The sequence below is a fragment of the Salipiger abyssi genome (assembly GCF_001975705.1).
Lineage (GTDB): Bacteria > Pseudomonadota > Alphaproteobacteria > Rhodobacterales > Rhodobacteraceae > Salipiger > Salipiger abyssi.
Genome location: NZ_CP015091.1, coordinates 69,427 through 91,280 on the forward strand (window position 1 = coordinate 69,427; position 21,854 = coordinate 91,280).

Here is a 21,854-nt window from a genome sequence, read left to right on the forward strand (position 1 = left end):
AAGGAAGACCCAAATGACCACGCTGCATGACGACCTGATCGTCTTTGACGGGCTGATTATCTCGGACTGGGGGCGCCCGGTCTTCGAGGCCATGGCGCAGGGCGGGCTGACCGCCGCCAACTGCACCTGCTCGGTCTGGGAGAATTTCCGCGACACGATGTCGGCCATCGGCGCCTGGAACACCCAGTTCCGCGAGCATGCCGATCTGATCGTGAAGGCGAAGACCGTGGCGGATATCCGCCGCGCCAAGGCCGAGGGCAAGACCGGCATCGTGCTGGGCTTTCAGAACACCACTGCCTTCGAGGACCGGCTGGAATTCATCGAGCTTTTCAAGGAGCAGGGGGTGGGCATCGTGCAGATGACCTACAACACCCAGAACCTCGTGGGCTCGGGCTGCTATGAGAGCACCGATAGCGGGCTGTCGGATTTCGGCCATGAGGTGGTGGCCGAGATGAACCGCGTCGGCATTCTCTGCGATCTCAGCCATGTGGGGCCGAAGACCTCCGAGGACGTGATCCGGGCATCGAAAAAGCCGGTCGCCTATTCCCACTGCCTGCCCGCTGGCCTCAAGGCGCATCCGCGCAACAAGAGCGACGAGCAGCTTCGCTTCATCGCCGAGCAGGACGGCTTTGTCGGCGTGACCATGTTCCCGCCCTTCCTCGCCGCCGGCAATGGCGCGACGGTGGACGATTACGTCGCCGCCATCGACTATATCGTGAATCTCGTGGGCGAGGAGCGCGTCGGCTTCGGCACCGATTTCACCATGGGTTACGGGTCGAAATTCTTCGAATATCTCAACCGCGACAAGGGGTATGCCCGCCAGCTCACCGAGATCTGGGAGGTGGAATTCCCCGACGGGCTGGGCTCGATCGCCGATTTCCCGAACCTCACGGCGGCGATGGAACGGGTGGGCTGGTCGGAGACCAAGATCCGCCGCGTGATGGGCGAGAACTGGCTGTCGCTGCTCGACCGCGTCTGGTGATCTGCTGCGCCGGGGGGAGACCCCGGCGCTCATGGCGTTTGCGGTCAGGATGTCCCGAGACGCCTCAGCTCAGGATCTGCATCTTGCGGGTGGCATCCGGCGACAGCACCGTCGTCACGATGCGGTTGCGGAACAGCTCCACATGGCGGGCGGCGACGCGTTCGGCGCCCTCCGTATCCTGATCGCGGATGAAGGCCACCATCTCGCGGTGATCGGCAATCGTGCGGTCGAGATGCTCCCGCAACCGCGCCTGCGTGCCGTCATGTTCGATGAAGCTCACATGACCCACGCGCATGCCCTCGATCAGCGCGCGCTCATAACCGTGATGCAGATGCCGTGAATGCGCCGCCTCGCTGATCGCCAGGTGAAAGCGGAAATTCATCTCGTTGAGCGCATCCACATCGCGGCCCGCCGCCGCCTGCTCGAAACCGCGCTCGGCGGCCTCGATCCCGCGCAGCTCCTCGTCGCTTCGGCGCAGCGCGGCCAGGGTTGTCTGGGCCCGCTGGAGCAGGTCGAGCGACTCGAAAAAATCCCGCAGATCAAAGAGGTTCATCGCCGCGACGCGCGAGCCGCGCCCGCGCACCGCCTGCACCAGCCCCTCGGCGGTCAGGCGGATCAGCGCCTCGCGCACGGGCGTGCGCGACACCTCGTAACGGGCCGAGATCTCGAGCTCGTCCAGATCCGATCCGGGCCGCAGCTCCATGCGCAGAATCGCCTGCCGCAGCATGCGGTAGACATGTTCGGCCCCACGTTCGGAGGCCGGTTTCGACGCTGCTGGTTTTTTCGCCATGTCCCTGTCTCCGCTGCATGATTTGCAAGCGCGCGTATACATCTGCGCATGCGCGATTTCCAAGAAATAATCCCGCCCGAAGAAAACTGTTGACTCACCTTCATTATACACTGTGTATTTTAATGAAATACGAAGAGGATTCAAATATGGCCGAAACCTGGACGATAGGCGTGGATGTCGGAGGCACGTTCACCGATCTCTGCGCCATCGAAAGCGCCAGCGGGCGCATCGCGCTGAACAAGGTGTCGAGCACGCCCGCCAACCCGGCGGAGGCGATCATCGCGGGGCTCGACGCGCTGGCGGAGAAGGCGGGGTTCGACCTCAGGGACGTGCGCGCCATCGGCCACGGCACCACCGTTGCGACCAATGCGCTGATCCAGCGCACCGGCGCCAAGGTGGCCATGGTGACCACCCGCAACTTCCGCGATCTGGTCGAGATCGGCCGCCAGATCCGCCCAAAGATGTATGACCTCAAGGCGGATTTCCCGCCGCCGCTCGCCCCGCGCCACTTGCGTTTCGAGGTGACCGAGCGCGTCGGCGCCGACGGCGCCGTGGTCGAGCCGCTGGACATGGCCAGCGTCGATGCGGTGATCGAAGATCTGCGCGCCGAAAAGGTCGAGGCGGTCGCCATCGCCTTCCTCTTCGCCTATCTCAACCCGTCGCATGAGCAGGCGGTGAAGGCGCGCATCATGGAAGCGTTGCCGGATGTGGCGGTCTCGGCCTCCTCGGATGTGATGCCGGAATTCCGCGAATACGAACGCTCCTCCACGACGCTGCTCAATGCCTATCTGCAACCGGCCTTCGCCGAGTACATGCGCACGCTGGAGCGTGAGGTGGCGGCGCGCTCGCCGGTCTCCAGCCTAGGCGTGAACCAGTCGAGTGGCGGGCTGATGTCGGTGGAGACCGCGCGGGAATTCCCGATCCGTACCGCCATGTCCGGCCCGGCGGCGGGGGCGAACGGCGCGATCCATACCGCGATGCAATCGGGCATCGGCAATGTCATCACCTTCGACGTGGGCGGCACCAGCGCGGATGTGGCGCTGATCCGCGACCGGACGATCGGGCTCGCCTTCGACCGTGATGTGGCCGAATTCCCGGTGCGCATGCCGATGGTCGATATCAATACGGTGGGCGCCGGTGGCGGTTCGCTCGCCTGGTTCGACCGCGACGGGCTGATGAAGGTCGGCCCCGCCAGCGCCGGTGCGCGGCCCGGCCCCGCCTGCTATGGGCGCGGCGGCGATCAGGCCACGGTGACCGATGCCAATGTGGTGCTCGGGCGGCTCTCGACCAGCGGGTTGCTTGGCGGCGACATGTCGCTCGATGTGGAGGCCTCGTTCCGCGTGGTGGGCAAGGTGGCCGAGCGTCTGGGCGTCGCGGTCGAGACCGCCGCGCGTGGCATTCTCGATGTGATGGCCGCCAATATGGTGCGCGCGATCCGTGCCATCTCGGTCGAGCGCGGCCACGATCCGCGCGATTTCGCGCTGATGCCCTTTGGCGGCGCCGGTCCGCTGCATGCGGAGGCCTGCGCCCGTGCGCTGGGGATCAGGCAGATCCTCGTGCCGCTGCTGCCGGGCATCCTCTGCGCCGAGGGGCTGCTGGTCGCCGGGCGCTCGGAAAGCCTCGTGCGCTCGCAGCGCATCGCGTTGACCGAGGCTGCCGGGACGATCCTGTCGCGGCTGGCCGACGAGATGCGTGCCGAAGCCGAGACCTGGTTCGAGGCAGAGGCCATTCCGGAGGCGGAGCGCAGCACCAAGCTGGTCGCTGACATGCGCTACACCAGCCAGAATTACGAACTTCAGATCCCGGTGGGCGGCAACAGCGTCACCGATCTCGATGCGCTGAAACAGGCCTTCTTCGAGGCGCATGCCCAGGCCTACGGTTTCTTCAACCCCGAGGATCCGGTGGAGATCATGGCGCTGCGGATGACTCCTCAGGGCGCGCGTCCGCAGATCGGCAGCCCGCCGCAAAGCGCGACCGCCTCGCGCGACCCGCAGCCCAAGGCCACACGCCCGGTCTGGTTTACCGGTCCGCGCGCGCTCGACACGCCGGTCTACGACCGTGCCGAACTCGCCGCCGGGGCGGAGCTGACAGGCCCCGCCGTGATCGACCAGTTCGACTCCACACTGCTGCTGTTCCCCGGCGATCACGCACGCGTCGACGAGGCGCTCAACATTCTCATCACCCGCGGAGAGACCGACCTGTGACCCTTCACGACACCCTCACCGCCCCCGCCGCCGCGAATGACGCCGGGCCCGATCCGATCACCGTCGAGATCGTCTCCTCGGCCTTCCGCTCGGTGGTGGACGAGACCTTCATCGCGCTGATGAAAAGCGCCTATTCCACCAATATCAAGGAACGCCACGACCATTCGACCGCGATCTGCGACCGCAAGGGGCGGCTGATCGTGCAGGCCGACCTGTCGCTGCCCATTCACCTTGCCTCGATGACCGGGCTGATGCAGGCGGTGCTGACGCGCTATGCGCCCGAGGACATACGCGAGGGCGATATCTTTGTCGCCAACGATCCGCACGCGGCGGGCGGCACGCACCTGCCCGATATCAACTATGCCGCGCCGATCTTTGTCGAGGGCCGGCTGCTGGGCTTTGTCTGCAACATCGCCCACCACGCCGATATCGGCGGCATGGTCCCCGGTTCCATGGCGGGCGGCATGTCCGAGATCTATCAGGAAGGGCTGCGCATCCCGCTGGTGCGGCTCTTCCGCGAGGGCGAGCTGCAACAGGACATTCTCGAACTGCTGCTGCTCAATGCCCGCATTCCCGAAGAGCGCCGCGGCGACCATTTCGCCCAGATCGCCGCCTGTCGTCTTGGCCTGCGCCGCGTCGGCGAGATCGCCGAGCGTTACGGTGCCGCGCTCATCGAGCAGGTCTGGGACTCGCTGCTCTCCCGCACCCATGACCGCATGCGCGCCGCCATTGCCGAGCTGCCCGACGGGGTCTATCGCTTCGAGGACGTGATGGACGATGACGGGGTGGGCACCTCGGACATTCCGCTGAAGCTGGAAATCACCGTGAACGGCGACCGCGCGGTGTTCGATCTGCGCGGCTCGGCGCCGCAGGTGAAGGGCAATATCAACCTCACCCGCAACGCGTCGAAGGCGGCGGTGGCCTATGCGCTGCGCACGCTGCTTGATCCGGAGATCGCCAATAACGAGGGCATTCTGGAATGCTGCGAGCTGCTGACCGAGCCGGGCAGCATTGTCGACTGCATCGCGCCCGCGCCGGTGGCGCAGCGGCTCAACACCTCGCAGCGGCTGGTGGATGTGATCATCGGCGCGCTGGCGCCGGCGCTGCCCGATGCCGCCGTGGGGGCGGCCAACGGCGCCAACACCACCGCCGTCTTCTCCGGCATCGACCCGCGCAACGGCAAGCCCTATCTCTATCTCGAAACGCTGGGCGGCGGCGCCGGCGGGCGCAGCGACCGCGACGGCAAGGACGGGGTGCAGGTGCATATCACCAACACCTCCAACCTGCCCATCGAGGCCATCGAGACCGAATATCCGCTGCGCGTGGTCAGCTACGGCTTTGTCGAGGATTCCGGCGGGGCAGGGCGCTATCGTGGCGGCGCGGGCCTGCGCCGGGTGATCGCGCCGGTGGATCACGACTGCACTTTCAACGGCGCCGGCGAGCGGTTTTCCAACGCGCCCTGGGGCATCTTCGGCGGCGGCGAGGGGCGGCCCGGGCAGTTCCTGCTGGAAGGCGCGGGCGAGAGCCGCAAGCTTGCCAACAAACCCTCCGCCGTGCCGCTGAACCGCGATCAGGCCATTGTGGTCGAAACGCCGGGCTCCGGCGGTTACGGCCCCGCCGCCGACCGCACACCCGAGGCGGTGGCCGAGGATGCGCTTTCCGGCAAATACAGCCCCGAATTCCTCGACCGGAACTATCCCGCGCAGCGGCGCGGATAAACCCGGGCCGGGGCGACCCGGCCCTCATCAAAGACAACCATAGCAACAGGGAAATCAGAACATGCTCAAGACACTGACCACACCGCTCCTCGCCGGGGTGCTTGCCGCCGCCGCGCTGCCCGCATGGGCGCAATCGGTCACATGGGATCTGGCCAACGAATACCCGCCGAACTCGGTGCACGCGCAATCCGCCGACACCTTCATCGAGGCGCTGCAAGAGGTCTCCGGCGGCGACATGGTGGTGACCGCGCATCACGGCGCGGCGCTGGGGTACAAATCCATCGACCAGTACGACGCGGTGGGCGACGGCGCGCTCGATCTCGCCTCCTCCTTTGCGACGCCATGGTCGGGCATCGACCCGGTGTTCATCCTCTCCTCGATCCCCTTCCTGGTCACCACCCCCGAGGAAGAGCGCCAGCTCTACGAGATCGCCAAACCCTATTACGAGGCGGTTCTGGCCGACGACAATCAGGTGCTGCTCTTCGCCACACCCTGGCCGCCGAGCGGGCTCTGGGGCAACAAGCCGCTCGACTCGATGGAGGCGCTCGACGGCGTGAAGCTGCGCACCTACGACGCCAATGGCACCATCACCTTCGGCAACACCGCCGCCACCCCGGTGCAGCTGAGCTGGGCCGACACCGTTCCGCAGCTCTCCACCGGTGCCATCGACGCGGTGCTGACCTCCGCCGATGGCGGCTCGGCCTCGCAGCTCTGGGAGCAGCAGTCGCATTTCACCGAGGTGAACTATGCGATGCCGCTGCAATTCGTGCATGTGAACCGCGATGTCTATGACGCGCTCACCGACGAGCAGAAAGCCTGGGTCACCGAGGCCGCCGCTGCCGCCGAGGATTTTGGCTGGGGGCTGCTCGAAGACCGCGTGGCGCAGAACTATGCCGAGATGGAAAGCCACGGCATGACCGTCGTGACCGGTGTCGACCCGGCCTATATCGCCGCGCTGACCGAGGCCGCCGAGCCGGCGCTTGAGGAGTGGAAAGAGAAGATGGGCGACGATGCCGACTCGATCCTCGCCGCCTTCGAGGAAATGCGCGCGGAATGAGCGGCGTCTCCGACACCCAAGACATCGCCGGCCGGACCGGGCCGGCGATGCTCTTTCAGCGCGGCGTCTTTGCCCTGTCGCAGGCCGCCGCCGTGGTGGCGGCAGCGCTGGTCGTCTTCATGGTGCTGCATATCCTGCTCGAAATCGGGCTGCGGATGATCGACCGCTCGACCTTTGTGCTCGACGAGATGGTCGGCTACGCCATCGCGGGCGCCACCTTCCTGTCGCTGGGCTATGCGTTCGAACATTCCGCGCTGGTGCGGGTCGGGCTGCTGGTCGACCGGCTCTCGGGCCGCACCCGCCGTGCGCTGGAGACGCTCTGCGGCGTCGCCACGCTGGCGGTGACCTCGCAGATCTCCTGGGTGATCGCCAAGACCGCGATGCGCAGTTTCGAGCGTGGCCGCACCTCCAGCTCGATCGCCGAGATTCCGCTCTGGATCCCCGAGGCGGTTTGTGCCGCGGGGCTCGCGATCTTCAGCCTTCAGGTCTTTGCCTGGATCCTGCGCCAGATCTTCGACCTGCCGGGGCCGGTCCCGCCGGGCAATGACGATCCGCTTCAGAACGACCTGTAGAGACAGGCAGAAAGGGAATTCATGGACCCGCTTTTCGCCGGACTGGCGCTGATCGCGATGCTGGTGGTGACGCTGGGCAGCGGCGTGTGGATCTTTGCCGGGCTGTTGCTCGTCTCCTTCGCCGGGCTGCATTTCCTCGTCGGCATGCCGCTCACCCGCGTCTTTTCCATCGCCGGTTCGATCACCTATCGCAGCGCCTCCACCTGGGAGCTGGCCGCCGTGCCGCTGTTCATATGGGTGGCGGAACTCATCTTCCGCTCCACGGTCTCGGCGCGGCTGTTCAAGGGGCTCGCCCCCTTTGTCGACCGCATTCCCGGACGGCTGTTGCACACCAATGTGCTCGGCTGCACGCTTTTTGCCGCTGTCAGCGGCTCGTCGGCGGCGACCACCGCGACGGTGGGCAAGATCACCTCGAAAGAGCTGGTGACGCGGGGCTATGACGAACGCCTTGCCGTTGGCTCGCTGGCCGGCGCGGGCAGCCTCGGGCTGCTGCTGCCACCCTCGATTGCGATGATCATCTACGGCATTCTCGCCGAGGTCTCGGTCAGCCGTCTGTTCGCGGCGGGGGTGCTGCCGGGGCTGGTGGTCTCGGGGCTCTATTCCGCCTTCATCATGCTGATGGCGCTGATCCGCCCCAGCGTGGCCCCCGCCGGGCACCAGAATTTTGCGCTCCGCGATTATGCCCGCGCCGCGCTGGATCTGCTGCCGGTGGTGGCGCTGATGGGAATCGTGCTGGGCGCGATCTATTCCGGCATCGCCACGCCCTCGGAGGCGGCGGCGGTGGGCGTTCTGGCGGCTTTCGTGGTGCTGATCCTGCTGGGCGAGCTCAACTGGGAGCTGGTCCGCGCCAGTCTGCTCGGCACGGTCAAGACCAGCACCATGGTCTGCATCATCCTGATCTCTGCGTCGCTGCTCTCCACGACGCTGGGCTATCTGCACCTGCCGCAGGAGCTGGGCGCGGCCATCGGCGCGATGAACCTCGACCCGCTTGCGCTGATCATGCTGCTGGCGCTGTTCTACCTGCTGCTGGGGATCTTTGTGGACGGGGTGGCGATCATCGTCATGACCCTGCCGATGACGCTGCCGCTGGTGACGGCGGCGGGCTACGATCCGGTCTGGTTTGGCGTCTTTCTGGTGCTGATGGTCGAGATCGGGCTGCTGACGCCGCCGGTCGGGATCAACCTCTTCGTGTTGCAGGGGCTGACCAACTGGCCGCTGGGGCGGGTGGCGCGCGCCTCGGTGCCGTTCTTCCTGCTCTTCGGTCTGGCGGTGGTCATTCTGGTGGCCTTCCCGCAGCTCGCGCTCTGGCTGCCGAACCTGCTCTACGGCGCGTGATCCGTCGCGCCGGGGCCATCAGAGGTCGCGGCGCGATGGAATCCGGCGGCGATGTTCGTGTATATTTGCGACACCTCGCCTGAAGGATGCCGCCATGCCCGCCCCGTCCTCTCCCCCCGCAAAGCGCCTGCGCGTGGCGTTTCTGCTGGCCGACCGCTTCACGCTTTCGGCCTTTGCCAATTTCGTCGATGTACTGCGGCTGGCCGCTGACGAGGCCGATCATTCCCGCCCGATCCTCTGCGACTGGGTGGTGCTGTCGGACACGCTCGAGGCGGTGCGGTCGAGCTGCGGCGTGCGGGTGCAGCCCGACACGCGGCTGCGGCAGGCGGCGCGCTACGATTACATCGTCGTGGTCGGCGGGCTCATTGGCGACAGCGCCGCGCTGAACGGCGCCGCGCAGGGCTTTCTGCGGCGTCAGGCCGAGGCGGGCGTGCCGCTGGTGGGGCTCTGCACCGGCGTCTTCATCCTGCAACGCATGGGGCTGCTCAAGGGCTATCGCTGCTGCGTGAGCTGGTTCCACCATCAGGATTTCCTCGACCAGTTCGAGGCCGAAACGCCGATCTCCGACCAGATCTTTGTGGTCGACCGCGACCGGCTGACCTGCTCCGGCGGCCATGGCGCGGCGCATCTCGCCGCCTTCCTCGTGCAGCGGCATGTGGGGCAGTCGGCGGCGATCAAGAGCCTCAATATCATGATGATCGACGATGCCATGGGCGGCGAAAAGGCCCAGCCCGGCCTGACGCTGGCGCGCCGCGCCAAGGACGAGCTGGTGCGCCGCGCTCTGCTGCGCATGCAGCAGAACCTGGAGGTGCCGAAGACCGTGGAGGATCTGGCGCGCGAGCTGGGGGTCGGGCGGCGCACGCTGGAGCGGCGCTTTCTCGCGGATCTGCGGCAGACGCCGCTCAAGGCCTATCTCGATCTGCGGCTGGAGCGGGCGCTGCAACGGCTGCGCACCACCGATGCCTCGGTCACCAATATTGCGCTGGCCTGCGGCTTTTGTGACGGGCCGCACCTGTCGCGGGCGATGAAGGCCGAGCGCGGCGTGACGCCGGCGGAATACCGCAAGGCACAGGGCCGGTTCGAGCCGGGAGACGATCTGCCCGCGGTCGGCGTGCTGATGCGCAGCGCGGAGTGACCGCGCCGCGCCATGAGTCTCAGAGGTCGAGCGTGACCTTGCCGCGCGGGTTCGAGCAGCAGGCGAGGATATAGCCCTCTTCGATCTCTTCGTCGGTGATGCCGCCGTTATGCACCATGTGGACTTCGCCCGAGAGCTTCTTGGTTTTGCAGGTGCCGCAGACGCCGAAGGTACAGCCGGAGGCAATCGCGATCCCGGCATTGCGCGCGACGGCGAGCACGGTCTCTGTCTCGGGGCAGGATTGCGTGACGCCCGAGATGTCGAAGACGATCTCGGCCATGACGTCGTCTTCGGGCAGATCGTCGTCCGGCAGCTCCACTTCGATGAGTTCCGGCCCGGGGGTCCCCGGCGCGTGGAAGCTCTCCTGGTGGTAATGATCCATGTCGAAGCCGAGGCCCGCCAGTGCCTCGCGCACCGACTGCATGAAGCCCTCGGGGCCGCAGCAGAACACTTCGCGCTCCAGATAGTCGGGCGCCATCAGGCCCAGCATCAGCTGGTTGAATGTGCCCTGATAGCCCGTCCAGGGCGAATACGGGTCCGGCTCCTGTACGACCCATTTCAGGTCGAGCCCTTCGACCCGCGTGGCCATATGTTCGAGCCGGCGCTTGAAGATGATTTCCGACGGACGGCGCGCGCAGTTCACGAAGACGACGTCGCGGTGGCGGCCGAGATCGTAGATCTCGGTCGTCATCGACATCATCGGGGTGATGCCCGAGCCGGCGGAGATGAACAGGTACTTCTGCGCCGGGTACTCCGCCGAGGTGAACCGACCGGCGGGGCCGGTCGCCTTCAGCGTCATGCCCGGGCGCAGGTTGTCGATGATCCAGCGCACGCCGATGGAGGTCGACTGCGCCTTCATCGTGATTGTCAGCGATTTCGGGCGCGTCGGCGACGAGGAGATCGTGAAGGTCCGGTAGAGCGGCCCGCCGGGCACGGGCAGTTCAAGCGTAATGAACTGCCCGGCCTGAAAGACGAAGGGCCGGCCCGACGGAGCCTGAAAGCAGACCGTGACCACGTTCGGCGATTCCGGAAGAATCGAGACGCATTCCAGCACCTCTTCGTCGGTCCATGCTCCGGCGGCGGTTGCCTGGGTCTTGGCCATATCGCTTTACTCCGCTGCGAGGGTGGAAGGGGTGTGCGCGGCGCGCATGCGGTCGAGATACCAGCTCACGAACTGGGCGACGCCGTCCTCATGGGTGGTCGAGTACGGGCCGGGTTCGTAGACCGGCGAGTTGATGCCCTGCTGGTTGTCCTCGACGACGCGGCGGTCCTCGTCATTGGTGTGGGTCCAGACGCGGGTGAGGTTCTCGAGATCGTAATCCACGCCCTCGACCGCATCCTTGTTGACCAGCCAGGTGGTCTGCACCTCGGTTTCCTGCGGGCCGATCGGGGTCACGCGGAAGGTGATCGAGTGATCGGTGAGGAAGTGGTTCCATGTGGTCGGATAGTGGAACATCAGCAGCGTGCCGGCGTCGAGGAAGGGCACCTGGCCCAGACGCTTCTGCACGGCGATCTTGCCGTTCACCGTATAGCTCTCGGCACCGTCGAGCAGCGGCATGCGCGCCACGCGGAACTGGCCGTCCTCGCCCATGCGGAAGCGCGACGGCGCACCGGCACCCTCAAGACGGTTGAAGTGGGTCTCGACCTTTTCGGGGAAGGTGCCATCGGCGCTGACGCCGGTGATCGTCGGATCCTCGGGATAGGTGCGGCAGAGGTCGGGGTGGTTGCCGGCGCAGTGATAGCACTCGCGGTTGTTCTCCCAGACCAGTTTCCAGTTGCCCTTTTCGATGATCGTCGACTGATGCGCGACCTTGGCATTGGACAGGTCGTGCACGCCCAGATAGGGGGCGACGGTGCCGGCGAAAGCGTCGAAATCGGGGGCGTCTGCGGCGAGGCAGATATAGACCAGCCCGGCGACGGTGCGGCAGTGCACCGGCTTCAGCCCGTGCTGGGACGGGTCGAAATCGGCACCCATGTCGCGCGCCCAGATGAGCTTGCCGTCCAGATCGTAAGTCCACTGGTGATAGGGGCAGGTGAGCTTGGCGACGCGGCCCTGGGAGGCCGAGCAGATCACCGAGCCGCGGTGGCGGCAGGTGTTGTGGAAGGCGCGGATCTCGCCCTTGCCGTCGCGGATGGCGATGACGTCATAAGCGCCGATCTTCAGGCGCTGATAGGCGCCGGTCTTGTCGAGCATGCAGGCCGGGAAGGCATAGAGCCATTCGCGGTAGAAGATCGTTTCGAGATCGGCCTCGAAGATTTCGGGCGTGGTGTAGAAGGGCTGCTGGAGCGCATGGCCGGGGCGGTGCTGGACGAGCAGGTCGGAGAGCGGGGCGGTCTGGCTTGCCATATCGGAACTCCTGTCGCGGGAGAGGGGGAATTTCCGGCAAAGAGACATTCCACAGACTCGTTGACAATTGGCAAAAATCTCATCTGGGTTTAGTCTGACTAAACTCTCTCGCGATTTGTTCCATTCGCGACATACCTTGCCTGAAAGCGACCGAAGATGCCGAAACCCTATGATTTGCCATCTCTTGGCGATCTTGCCTGTTTCGAAGCCGCTGCCCGAAATTTAAGCTTCAAGATGGCGGCGGCGGAGATGAACGTGACCCCGGCGGCGGTCAGCCATCGAATCAAGGCGCTGGAGGAAGAGCTGGGCCAGCCGCTTTTCAACCGCCATTATCGGGGGGTGGAGCTGACCGAGGCGGGGGCGCTGCTGTTCGTGTCGCTGCAACGCGGCTTCGAGGGGATTTCGGAAAGCGTCGCCCGCATCCGCAGCCGCCACGACCGCAGCGGCGTGTCGATCGCCGCCACAACGGCGATGAGCGGGCTCTGGCTGACGCCCCGGCTCGCGGCCTTCTGGAAGGCGCATCCGGGTGTGGCGATTTCGCAGATGATCGAGGATTACAGCCGGGCGCGGGGCGTCGATCTGAGCATCCATTACGGCGATCCGGCGTTGGAGGATGATGAAACCCGGGTGCTGTTCCGCGACCGCATCCTGGCACTGGGGACAGAGCAGTTCGCCGAAAGCTACGGCATTCGCGATATCTCGGATCTGCTGGACGTGCCGCTGATCCATACGCAATCGGGTGTGAACGCTTGGACGGAATGGCCGGAATGGTTCTCGACCCTGGGCCGGACCGCGCCGCAGGGGCCGGGGTTCTTCCTCAACAATTACCTGATCTCGCTGAAGGCCGCCGAGGACCATGTCGGCGCGGTGCTGGGCTGGGAGGGGCTGCTGGGCGGCTATCTCGACAGCGGGCGGCTGGTGCAGCTGGTGCCCGAGGCGATGGAGTCGCCGCACCCGTTCTACCTGCGCATCCATGGCCGCGCCTCAGCCAATGCGCGGCTCTTCGCGGACTGGCTGGCGGAGCAGGAGACGCCGCTTTAGCGGGAGTGTGTGCGTCGGGGGCGGTGGGCAGATTGCCCACCCTACGATTGTGCATTGCCCCGACGCGGGACAAGGCCGCAGGGCGCCTCTCACACATCGCAAAGCGATGTGTTGCCGGCAGGCGTTTGCAAGCAAACGCCGAGAGGCGCGCCCGCGCCGGACCGTGGGCAGGCGCTTGCGCGGCTCGTACTGCCTTCCCGATCTTACGAACCACGTTGGGTGGGCAATCTGCCCACCGCTCCGCACAACAAAAAACTCCGGCGGAAAACCGCCGGAGTCGCTTGAGTATATCTATACCGATCCGGCCTCAGCTGCGCGGCTTGAGGTTCTCCGGGTCGTAGAGCGGCGCATAGCCCACCCCGGCGACCTCGACCGGGTAGGTCTCGTCGAAATAGGTGACGTTCAGCGTGCGTCCGACCTGGCAGTAATCCCAGGGCAGATAGGCCAGCATGATGTTCTTGCCGACCGTCGGACCGAAGGCCTGCGAGCTGGTGTAAGAGCGGCGGCCCAGCTCGTCGACCAGCACCTCGCCGGTCTCGGGATCCATCACCGGCATGGTGTTCACCGGGTAGCGGGCAACGCCCTTGCTGTCGGTGTTGTCGGTCATCACCAGCGTGCAGAGCATCGCCGGCTGGTGTTCGCGGGCACGGTATTCCAGGTGCTTCTCCTTGCCCCGGAACTCCGCTTCCTTGACTTTCGGACGCGCCAGATCGGCCTCGTAGAGGTTGTACTCCGTTTGCAGGTCGGCGTTTTGCAGGCGCAGGGATTTCTCCAGCCGCCGCGAGTTGGCGTAGGTCTCGACACCCACCGCCATCACGCCGGCATCACGCAGCGCATCCCAGACGGCCAGGCCGTCCTCATAGGCCATATGAAGCTCCCAGCCCTGTTCGCCGACATAGGAGATCCGGAAGGCCGAGACTTTCTTGCCCGCGATCTCGATGGTCTTGATCGCCGCGAAGGGGAAGTTTTCCTTCTCCAGCATGTCCGGATTGGCGACCACCTTCTTGAGGTTCTCGCGGGCGTTCGGCCCCCAGATGCCGATGGTGGTGAAGTCTTCGGTCACATCCACGATGGTGACGTCGAAGCCTTTGTCCTGCGCCATCCGTTTCATGTACATCTGGTCGCGCGGGCCGGCATCGGCGCCATTCACCAGACGGCAGCGGTCTTCCATGCGGAACACGGTGAAGTCGGCGCGGACATTGCCCTCGTCATCGAGCATATGGGTGTAGATGCCCTTGCCGATATTGTTGTCGCCGCCGATTTTCGCGGCGCAGAGATACTCCATCAGCGCAACGTGATCCGGGCCCGAGATGTCGGTCATATGGAAATGCGACAGGTTGATGATGCCGCAATCGGCGCTCATCTCAAGCTGCTCGGCGTTGGACACGCGCCAGAAATGGCGGTTGTCCCATTCGTTCTCGCGCACCGGAACCTGATCGGCGTATTTCTCCAGCAGGTGCTCGTTGGCCGCGTAGCCATGCGCCCGCTCCCAGCCGCCGAGTTCCATGAAATAGCCGCCCAGCTCGACCTCGCGCTCGTAGAAGGGCGAGCGACGGATGCCGCGCGCATTGGCGAAGGGCTCGCGCGGGTGAACCGGCGGATTGTAGATCTTCTTGGCGGTCTCTTCGCAGCGGCCCCAGATGAAGTCTTCGGTGAGCTGGTAATCTTGGAAGCGCGAGTAGTCGATGCCGTGATGGTCGATATGGGTGCGCCCGTCGGTCATCCAGTCGACCAGCAGCTTGGCCATGCCCGGCGCGTCCTTGACCCAGATCGCGACCGCATACCACAGGCCCCGCACCTTGCGGCTTTCCCCCATCGAGGGGCCGCCGTCGGTGGTGGTTTGCAGCAGACCGTTGAACGAGTGGCTCTCGTTGAAGCCCAGCTCGGCGAGGATCGGGGTCAGCTCCATCGCCTTTTCGAGCGGCTCAATCACGTCTTCGAGTTCGAGGTCGCGCATGGACGGCCCAAGGCGTGCCTGGCCCTTTTCGAGAATGTCGCGCGGATGCACCATGCGCGGCTCGTTCTCGTAGTAATAGCCCCATTCGATCTGCCCGCCCTCGGTGGTCGAGGGGTCGCCGGTGTCGCGCAGATAGGCGGAGTTGCCCTGATCGCGCAGCAGCGGACGGCCGATTTCGAGGCCGGTGCCGGCGAACTCGTCATAGGGGCCGAAGAAGGTCAGCGGGTGGTCAACCGGCATGACGGGCAGGTCTTCGCCCACCATGTCGGCGATCAGGCGGCCCCAGAGGCCGGCGCAGACGATGACGTGATCGGCCATGATGGTGCCGCGATGGGTCTTCACGCCGACAACGCGGCCATTCTCCTGGATCAGCTCCAGCGCCGGGGTGTTTGCGAAGGCGCGCAGCTTGCCGGCCTTTTCGCCGGCATCCACCAGCTTGCCCGCGACGGTCTGCGAGCGCGGCACGACGAGACCGGCATCCGGATCCCACATGGCGCCCTGGATCTGGTCTTCCTCGAGCAGCGGGAATTTCTCTTTCGCCTCGGCGGCGGAGATCATCTTGACGCGGGTGCCGAAGGCGCGGCCGGAATCGCAGCGGCGCTTGAGCTCTTCCAGGCGCCCGTCATCGCCGACGCGGGCAACTTCGATGCCGCCGATACGGCTGTAATGGCCAAGCTTTTCGTAGAAATCGACCGAGTAATTCGAGGTCCAGGTGGTCAGCTGGTCATGCGCGGTGACATAGCAGAAATCCGACGCGTGGCCGGTGGAGCCGATATCGGTGGGGATAGCCGATTTGTCGATGCCGACGATATTGTCCCAGCCGCGCTCGATCAGGTGATGCGCGACCGATGCGCCGACGATGCCGCCGAGACCGACGATGACGACGTTTGCACGTTCAGGAAACGAAGACATGGGTGATTCCACTTGTTCGAGAGGTTTGCGGGCAGAGTAAGTATGAACCGGCGCGGCACTGCGGCCCAACCGGCATTCACCGCGCGAAAAACGACCGTTTCACGCGCGGCGGGGAGAAGGTTACCAGAGTTGCGGCGCGGGCAGCCCGGCGCGGCGATAGGCGGCGAGCATGGTGTTGTGCATCAGGCTCATGATGGTCATCGGTCCAACGCCGCCGGGCACCGGCGTGATGGCGCGGGCCTTTTGCGCGGCGCCGGCGAAATCGACATCGCCGACGAGGCGTTTCTCGCCGTCGCGGATCACCCGGCTGGTGCCCACGTCGATGACCGTGGCGCCCGGCTTGATCCAGTCGCCCTGGATCATCTCGGCAGAGCCCACGGCGGCCACGACGATATCGGCCTTGCCGACCTTCTCCGCCAGATCGCGGGTGCGCGAATGCGCCAGCGTCACTGTGCAGTTCTCGGCCAGCAGCAGCTGTGCCATGGGTTTGCCGACGAGGATCGAGCGGCCCACGACGATGGCGTCGAGCCCCGAAAGGTCGCCCAGCGAATCCCGCAGCAGCATCAGGCAGCCGAGCGGCGTGCAGGAGGTCAGGCCCGGCAGCCCGGAGGCGAGGTAGCCCGCGTTGACCGGGTGCAGCCCGTCGACGTCCTTGGCCGGGTCGATGGCCTCGACCACGGCAAGGCTGTCGAGATGCCGGGGCAGGGGGAGCTGCACGAGGATGCCGTCGACGCTGTCATCGGCATTGAGCTCTGCCACCAGCGCCAGCAGCGCCGCCTGCGTGGTATCCTCGGGCAGCACATGCTCGAAGCTTTCCATGCCCAGCTTGCGGGCCATGCGGCCCTTGCTGCGGACATAGACCTCGCTCGCCGGATCGCTGCCCACCAGCACCACCGCAAGGCCGGGCGCGCGCCCGGTCTCGGTGGTGAAGGCGGCGACGCTTTCGGCGATCTTGTCGCCGAGCCCGGCGGCATAGGCCTTTCCGTCGATGATATGCGCGGTCATGGGCGGTCTCCCTTCCCCGTGGCTGGCGTCAGAGCTGGCTTTCGAGTTGCGGCAATACGTCGAAGAGATCGCCCACCAGACCGTAATCGGCGACCTGGAAGATCGGCGCCTCTTCATCGGTGTTGATCGCGACGATGATCTTGGAGTCCTTCATCCCCGCCAGGTGCTGGATCGCGCCCGAGATGCCGCAGGCGACATAGAGATCCGGTGCCACCACCTTGCCGGTCTGGCCGACCTGGAAGTCGTTCGGCGCATAGCCCGCATCGACCGCCGCGCGCGACGCGCCGACAGCGGCGCCGAGCTTGTCGGCAACGGGGTTGAGCACCGCCTGGAACTTCTCTTCCGAGCCGAGCGCGCGCCCGCCGGAGACGATGATCTTGGCCGAGCTCAGCTCGGGACGGTCGCTGATCGAGAGGATGTTCTCGACGAAACGCGACAGCTCGGCGCCCTCGCTGCCCGCCTCGACGGTCTTGACCGGGGCGCTTGCATCGGCGGCAGCGGCAGCAAACCCGGCGGTGCGCACGGTGAGCACCTTTTTCGCCTCGCTGCTCTGCACCACCTCGATGGCGTTGCCGGCGTAGATCGGGCGCTTGAACGTGTCGGCGGAGACAACCTCGATCACTTCCGAGATCTGCATCACGTCGAGCAGGGCGGCGACGCGCGGCAGCACGTTCTTGCCGGTGGTGGTCGCCGGCGCGAGGATGGTGTCGTAATCGCCAGCCAGCGCCACGATCAGCGCGGCGGTGGGCTCGGCCAGACGCTGCTCCAGCGCGTCGCCCTCGGCCAGCAGCACCGAACGCACGCCGGCGAGCTTGGCGGCCTCATCGGCGACGGCGGCGGCGCCCTTGCCGGCGATCAGGATATCGACATCGCCACCGATCTGGGTGGCGGCGGTCAGGGTCTTTGCGGTGGCTTCGGAAAGCGCCGCGTTGTCGTGGTCTGCAAAGAGAAGAATAGCCATGGTCTTTGGTCCCCGTCCGGTCAGATGACGCCAGCTTCGTTTTTCAGCTTGTCGAGCAGTTCGGCCACCGAGCCGACCTTCACACCGGCCTGACGGCCCGCGGGCTCCTCGACGCGCAGCACGTTCAGGCGGCGCGCAACATCGACGCCGAAATCCTCGGGCGTCTTGGTGTCGAGCGGCTTTTTCTTCGCCTTCATGATGTTGGGCAGTGAGGCATAGCGCGGCTCGTTGAGGCGCAGGTCGGCGGTGACGATGGCGGGCAGGGTGACCTCGATCGCCTGAAGGCCGCCGTCGACCTCGCGGGTCACCTTGGCCATATCGCCCGACAGCTCGATCTCGGAGGCAAAGGTCGCCTGCGACCAGCCCAGCAGCGCCGAAAGCATCTGACCGGTCTGGTTGCAATCGTCGTCGATGGCCTGCTTGCCCAGGATCACCAGGCCCGGCTCTTCCTCGGCGACCACGCCCTTGAGGAGCTTTGCGACGGTGAGCGGCTCGGTGGTGCCCTCGGTGGTGATCAGGATGGCGCGGTCGGCGCCCATGGCCAGCGCGGTGCGCAGCACGTCTTGCGCCTGCGCGGGGCCGATGGAGACCACGACGACCTCGGAGGCGGTACCGGCTTCCTTCAGGCGCACCGCCTGCTCGACGGCGATCTCGTCGAACGGGTTCATCGACATCTTGACGTTGGCCAGATCGACACCGCTGCCATCCGCGCTGACGCGGATTTTGACGTTGTAATCGACGACCCGTTTCACAGGCACCAGGACTTTCATGCCAGTTCCTCTCTGTCAGAGCCCCGGGCGCGCCGGGACAGATGCGCCCGGGCTTTGCTGCCGGGCCGGTTGTGTTCGGTAGAACGGGTGCGACGTGCAATCTGCTGTGTCTGCCGTTCCGTTTTCGATGCGGGGACGCGCCCGCTTTGCTTGATTGGGCGCTGCCATGCCTCACAGACAGGCAGTCACCCGGATTCGTGATCGGAACTATTGCGATGAAGCGCCTCGAAAAAACAGGACGATTGCGTCAACCCGGGATTATGGCTACGACACCGGATCAGAAAATTCCCCCGACCGGTGGAGCGACCCGATGGAGACACGATCCGAGCTGCCAAGACCGGCCCCCCGCAACGCCGCGAGCCACGCCCTGCGTGCGCGTCCCGAGGGCGCGCGGCTGAATGTGGGCTTTATCCTGGCCAAGCGATTCACCCTCTGTGCCTTCGCGAATTTCGTGGATGTTCTGAGGCTTGCCGCCGACGAGGGCGACCGCTCGCGCCCCATCCTGTGCAACTGGACGGTGCTCTCGGACACGATGGATGCGGTCTCGTCGAGCTGCGGCATCACCGTGCAGCCCAAGGAGCGGCTGGGGGATCCGACGCGATTCGACTATATCGTCGTGGTCGGCGGGCTGATGGACGAGATGCCCGGGCTCAGCGCCGCCTATGTGCGCTTCCTGCATCAGGCGGCAGAAGCGGGCATGCCGCTGGTGGGCATCTGCACCGGCGCTTTCATGCTGCACCAGGCGGGGCTGCTCGACGGTTACCGCTGCTGTGTGAGCTGGTTCCACCACGCCGATTTCCTCGAACAGTTCGAAGGTCTGAATCCGGTGGCCGACCAGATCTTTGTGGTCGATGGCGACCGGCTGACCTGTTCCGGCGGCGCCAGCTCGGCGCATCTGGCGGCCTATCTGGTCGACAAGCATGTGGGCCGGGCGCAGGCCAGCAAAAGCCTGCATATCATGATCATCGACGATGCCTTGCAGGCGGAGAAACCGCAGCCCGGCATCACCATGGATTTCAAGACCCGCGACCCGATCGTGCTGCGCGCGCTCTTGCTGATGCAGCAGAATATCGACACGCCGCTTTCGGTGACCGAGGTGGCGCGGCGCATCGGGCACAGCAAGCGCCAGCTCGAACGGCATTTCCGCGTGGCGCTCGACACCTCGCCGCAGGCGGCGTTTCTCAGCATCCGCCTGTCGCTGGCGCATCACCTGCTGGAGAGCAGTGAGAAATCCATCGCGCAGGTGGCGGTGGATTGCGGCTTTTGCGATTCCTCGCATCTCAGCCGGATGTTCCGCCGCCGCTTTGGCTGCACGCCGCTGGCACTGCGCCAGCAGCGCGACACGGCGCTCGCCTGAAACGCAAACCGCCGCGAGGCCAAGGCCCCGCGGCGGTTGTTCAGCATGGTTCGAGACTCAGCGCGGTTCGCTGGCCAGCCCGCGCCAGATCGCGACGCACATCACCAGCAGTACCACGGTGAAGGGCAGGCCCGTCGAGATCACCATGGATTGCAGCGATTTCAGCCCGCCCGCCGAGAGCAGCAGGACGATTGCGACCACGCCCTCGAACAGGCACCAGAACACCCGCTGCGGCACCGGTGCATCGACCTTGCCGCCGGAGGTGATGGTGTCGATCACCAGCGAGCCCGAATCCGACGAGGTGACGAAGAACACGATCACCAGAACGATCCCGACAAAGGAGGTGATCGCGGTCAGCGGCATCGCGTCGAGCATCGCGAAGAGCTGGAGCGGCAGCTCGGAGTCCTGCACGGCGGTATAGCCGTCGCGCAGCACCTGGCTGATCGCCGCGCCGCCAAAGACCGACATCCAGATCACGCAGACCAGCGACGGGATGAGCAGCACGCTGATGAGGAACTCGCGCACGGTGCGCCCGCGCGAGACCCGCGCGATGAACATGCCGACGAAGGGCGACCAGGAAATCCACCAGGCCCAGTAGAAGCTCGTCCAGCCCTGCATGAAGTTCACGTCCTCGCGCCCGACCGGGTTCGACAGGGCCGGCAGGTATTCGAGATAGGCCAGAAGATAATCGCCGATCCCGGTGAGCAGAAGCAGGCTCGGCCCGGCCAGCAGCACAAAGACCAGGAGCAGGAAGGCCAGGCCCATGTTGATCTCGGAGAGCAGCTTGACCCCGGCTTCCAGCCCGCGGATCACCGAGAACAGCGCAATGGCGGTGATGGCGATGATCAGCACGATCTGCGCGGTGCTGTTGATCGGCACGCCGAACAGCTTGTGCAGCCCGGAATTCGCCTGCGCCGCGCCGAGGCCCAGCGAGGTCGCCAGCCCGAACAGCGTGGCGAAGACCGCGAGGATGTCGATGACATGGCCCGGCCAGCCCCAGACGCGCTCGCCGAAGATCGGGTAAAAGGCCGAACGGATGGTGAGCGGTAGCCCCTTGTTGTAGCTGAAGAGCGCGAGGCTCAGCGCCAGGATGGCGTAGATCGCCCAGGGGTGCAGCGCCCAGTGGAAGATCGAGGCGGCCATGCCGAGGCGCACCGCCTCGTCCGCATTGCCGCCCGCTGCACCGAGCGGCGCCCAGTCGCTGCGCAGCCCGTCCGCGCCGGTGGCGGTGCCGCCCATCGAGGAAGAGAAATGGCTCAGCGGTTCGGACACGCCGTAGAACATCAGGCCGATGCCCATGCCGGCGGCGAAGAGCATGGAGAACCAGCTCACATAGCTGAAATCAGGGGTGGCGTCGCGCCCGCCGAGGCGGATCTTGCCATAGGGGCTGATCACCAGCACTAGGCAGAGCAGCACGAAGACGTCTGCGGCGCCGATGAAGAACCAGTCGAATCCCTTGGTGACCTCCGAGAACATCGCGCTGAACAGCGCATCCGCCTGCGCGGGCAGCGCGAGCGTGAAGATCACGAAGGCGACGACGGCAAAGGCCGAGATCGCGAAGACCGGGTTGTGCACGTCAAAGCCGAACGGCCCGACCGAGCCCTCGATATTGTCTCGGCCGATGGTGTAGTCGGTCTGGATGAGCCCGTCGGGCGGCGTTTCGGCCTCGGAGCCGTCCGTGTCGGAAATTTGCGTCAAGTGTCGTCCTCCT

The 21,854-nt window shown here is 65.7% G+C and carries 17 protein-coding genes; 9 read left to right on the forward strand and 8 right to left on the reverse strand.

Annotated features, from left to right (window positions below; genetic code table 11):
• The first annotated feature begins 13 nt into the window (after positions 1–13).
• Positions 14–982, forward strand: coding sequence for a dipeptidase (locus Ga0080574_RS01885; protein ID WP_076694743.1), 969 nt, complete (start codon positions 14–16; stop codon positions 980–982).
• A gap of 64 nt (positions 983–1,046) precedes the next feature.
• Here Ga0080574_RS01885 and Ga0080574_RS01890 read toward each other — a convergent pair whose 3' ends face one another.
• On the reverse strand, positions 1,047–1,772 hold the full coding sequence (locus Ga0080574_RS01890; RefSeq protein ID WP_076694746.1) for a GntR family transcriptional regulator: 726 nt from the start codon (positions 1,770–1,772) through the stop codon (positions 1,047–1,049).
• A 146-nt stretch (positions 1,773–1,918) separates the two neighbouring features.
• On the opposite strand from Ga0080574_RS01890, the gene Ga0080574_RS01895 reads away from it, so the two are divergent.
• The 6 genes from Ga0080574_RS01895 to Ga0080574_RS01920 all read left to right on the forward strand — a co-directional run bounded on the left by Ga0080574_RS01895 (position 1,919) and on the right by Ga0080574_RS01920 (position 9,793).
• Positions 1,919–3,976 (forward strand): hydantoinase/oxoprolinase family protein, encoded by a 2,058-nt coding sequence (locus Ga0080574_RS01895; protein ID WP_076694749.1) that lies wholly within the window; start codon positions 1,919–1,921, stop codon positions 3,974–3,976.
• Positions 3,973–5,694 carry a hydantoinase B/oxoprolinase family protein gene (locus tag Ga0080574_RS01900; RefSeq protein ID WP_076694751.1) on the forward strand — a complete coding sequence of 574 codons (1,722 nt, stop codon included), beginning with the start codon at positions 3,973–3,975 and terminating at the stop codon, positions 5,692–5,694. The genes Ga0080574_RS01895 and Ga0080574_RS01900 overlap by 4 nt, the downstream gene beginning before the upstream one ends.
• Positions 5,695–5,755: 61 nt before the next feature.
• Positions 5,756–6,751, forward strand: a complete 996-nt coding sequence (locus tag Ga0080574_RS01905) for a TRAP transporter substrate-binding protein (RefSeq protein WP_083716720.1) — start codon at positions 5,756–5,758, stop codon at positions 6,749–6,751.
• A complete protein-coding gene (locus tag Ga0080574_RS01910; RefSeq protein WP_083716721.1) occupies positions 6,748–7,323 on the forward strand; it encodes a TRAP transporter small permease subunit in 576 nt (191 codons plus the stop codon). The genes Ga0080574_RS01905 and Ga0080574_RS01910 overlap by 4 nt, the downstream gene beginning before the upstream one ends.
• Before the next feature lie 21 nt (positions 7,324–7,344).
• On the forward strand, positions 7,345–8,658 hold the full coding sequence (locus tag Ga0080574_RS01915; protein WP_076694753.1) for a TRAP transporter large permease: 1,314 nt from the start codon (positions 7,345–7,347) through the stop codon (positions 8,656–8,658).
• 94 nt (positions 8,659–8,752) lie between these two features.
• On the forward strand, positions 8,753–9,793 hold the full coding sequence (locus Ga0080574_RS01920; protein ID WP_076694755.1) for a GlxA family transcriptional regulator: 1,041 nt from the start codon (positions 8,753–8,755) through the stop codon (positions 9,791–9,793).
• A gap of 19 nt (positions 9,794–9,812) precedes the next feature.
• On the opposite strand, the gene Ga0080574_RS01925 is transcribed toward Ga0080574_RS01920, so the two are convergent.
• Entirely contained in the window at positions 9,813–10,895 is a 1,083-nt protein-coding gene (locus tag Ga0080574_RS01925) for an FAD-binding oxidoreductase (protein ID WP_076694757.1), read from the reverse strand.
• A 6-nt stretch (positions 10,896–10,901) separates the two neighbouring features.
• The gene (locus tag Ga0080574_RS01930; RefSeq protein WP_076694759.1) at positions 10,902–12,140 is read right to left on the reverse strand and encodes an aromatic ring-hydroxylating oxygenase subunit alpha; all 1,239 of its coding nucleotides are present in this window, start codon (positions 12,138–12,140) and stop codon (positions 10,902–10,904) included.
• Between the two features lie 156 nt (positions 12,141–12,296).
• On the opposite strand from Ga0080574_RS01930, the gene Ga0080574_RS01935 reads away from it, so the two are divergent.
• The gene (locus Ga0080574_RS01935) at positions 12,297–13,181 is read left to right on the forward strand and encodes a LysR family transcriptional regulator (RefSeq protein WP_076694761.1); all 885 of its coding nucleotides are present in this window, start codon (positions 12,297–12,299) and stop codon (positions 13,179–13,181) included.
• A gap of 307 nt (positions 13,182–13,488) precedes the next feature.
• On the opposite strand, the gene Ga0080574_RS01940 is transcribed toward Ga0080574_RS01935, so the two are convergent.
• The 4 genes from Ga0080574_RS01940 to Ga0080574_RS01955 form a co-directional block, all read right to left on the reverse strand.
• Entirely contained in the window at positions 13,489–16,050 is a 2,562-nt protein-coding gene (locus Ga0080574_RS01940; protein ID WP_076694763.1) for a GcvT family protein, read from the reverse strand.
• A 120-nt stretch (positions 16,051–16,170) separates the two neighbouring features.
• Positions 16,171–17,055: a bifunctional methylenetetrahydrofolate dehydrogenase/methenyltetrahydrofolate cyclohydrolase FolD gene (folD, locus tag Ga0080574_RS01945; protein ID WP_076694765.1), complete on the reverse strand. Its 885-nt coding sequence runs from the start codon at positions 17,053–17,055 to the stop codon at positions 16,171–16,173.
• Positions 17,056–17,083: 28 nt separating this feature from the next.
• On the reverse strand, positions 17,084–18,016 hold the full coding sequence (locus Ga0080574_RS01950) for an electron transfer flavoprotein subunit alpha/FixB family protein (RefSeq protein ID WP_076694767.1): 933 nt from the start codon (positions 18,014–18,016) through the stop codon (positions 17,084–17,086).
• Positions 18,017–18,036: 20 nt separating this feature from the next.
• Positions 18,037–18,786 (reverse strand): electron transfer flavoprotein subunit beta/FixA family protein, encoded by a 750-nt coding sequence (locus Ga0080574_RS01955; RefSeq protein ID WP_076694769.1) that lies wholly within the window; start codon positions 18,784–18,786, stop codon positions 18,037–18,039.
• A 310-nt stretch (positions 18,787–19,096) separates the two neighbouring features.
• On the opposite strand from Ga0080574_RS01955, the gene Ga0080574_RS01960 reads away from it, so the two are divergent.
• Positions 19,097–20,143, forward strand: coding sequence for a GlxA family transcriptional regulator (locus Ga0080574_RS01960; RefSeq protein ID WP_083716722.1), 1,047 nt, complete (start codon positions 19,097–19,099; stop codon positions 20,141–20,143).
• 57 nt (positions 20,144–20,200) lie between these two features.
• Here Ga0080574_RS01960 and Ga0080574_RS01965 read toward each other — a convergent pair whose 3' ends face one another.
• On the reverse strand, positions 20,201–21,832 hold the full coding sequence (locus Ga0080574_RS01965; RefSeq protein ID WP_418314522.1) for a BCCT family transporter: 1,632 nt from the start codon (positions 21,830–21,832) through the stop codon (positions 20,201–20,203).
• Positions 21,833–21,854: the final 22 nt, after the last annotated feature.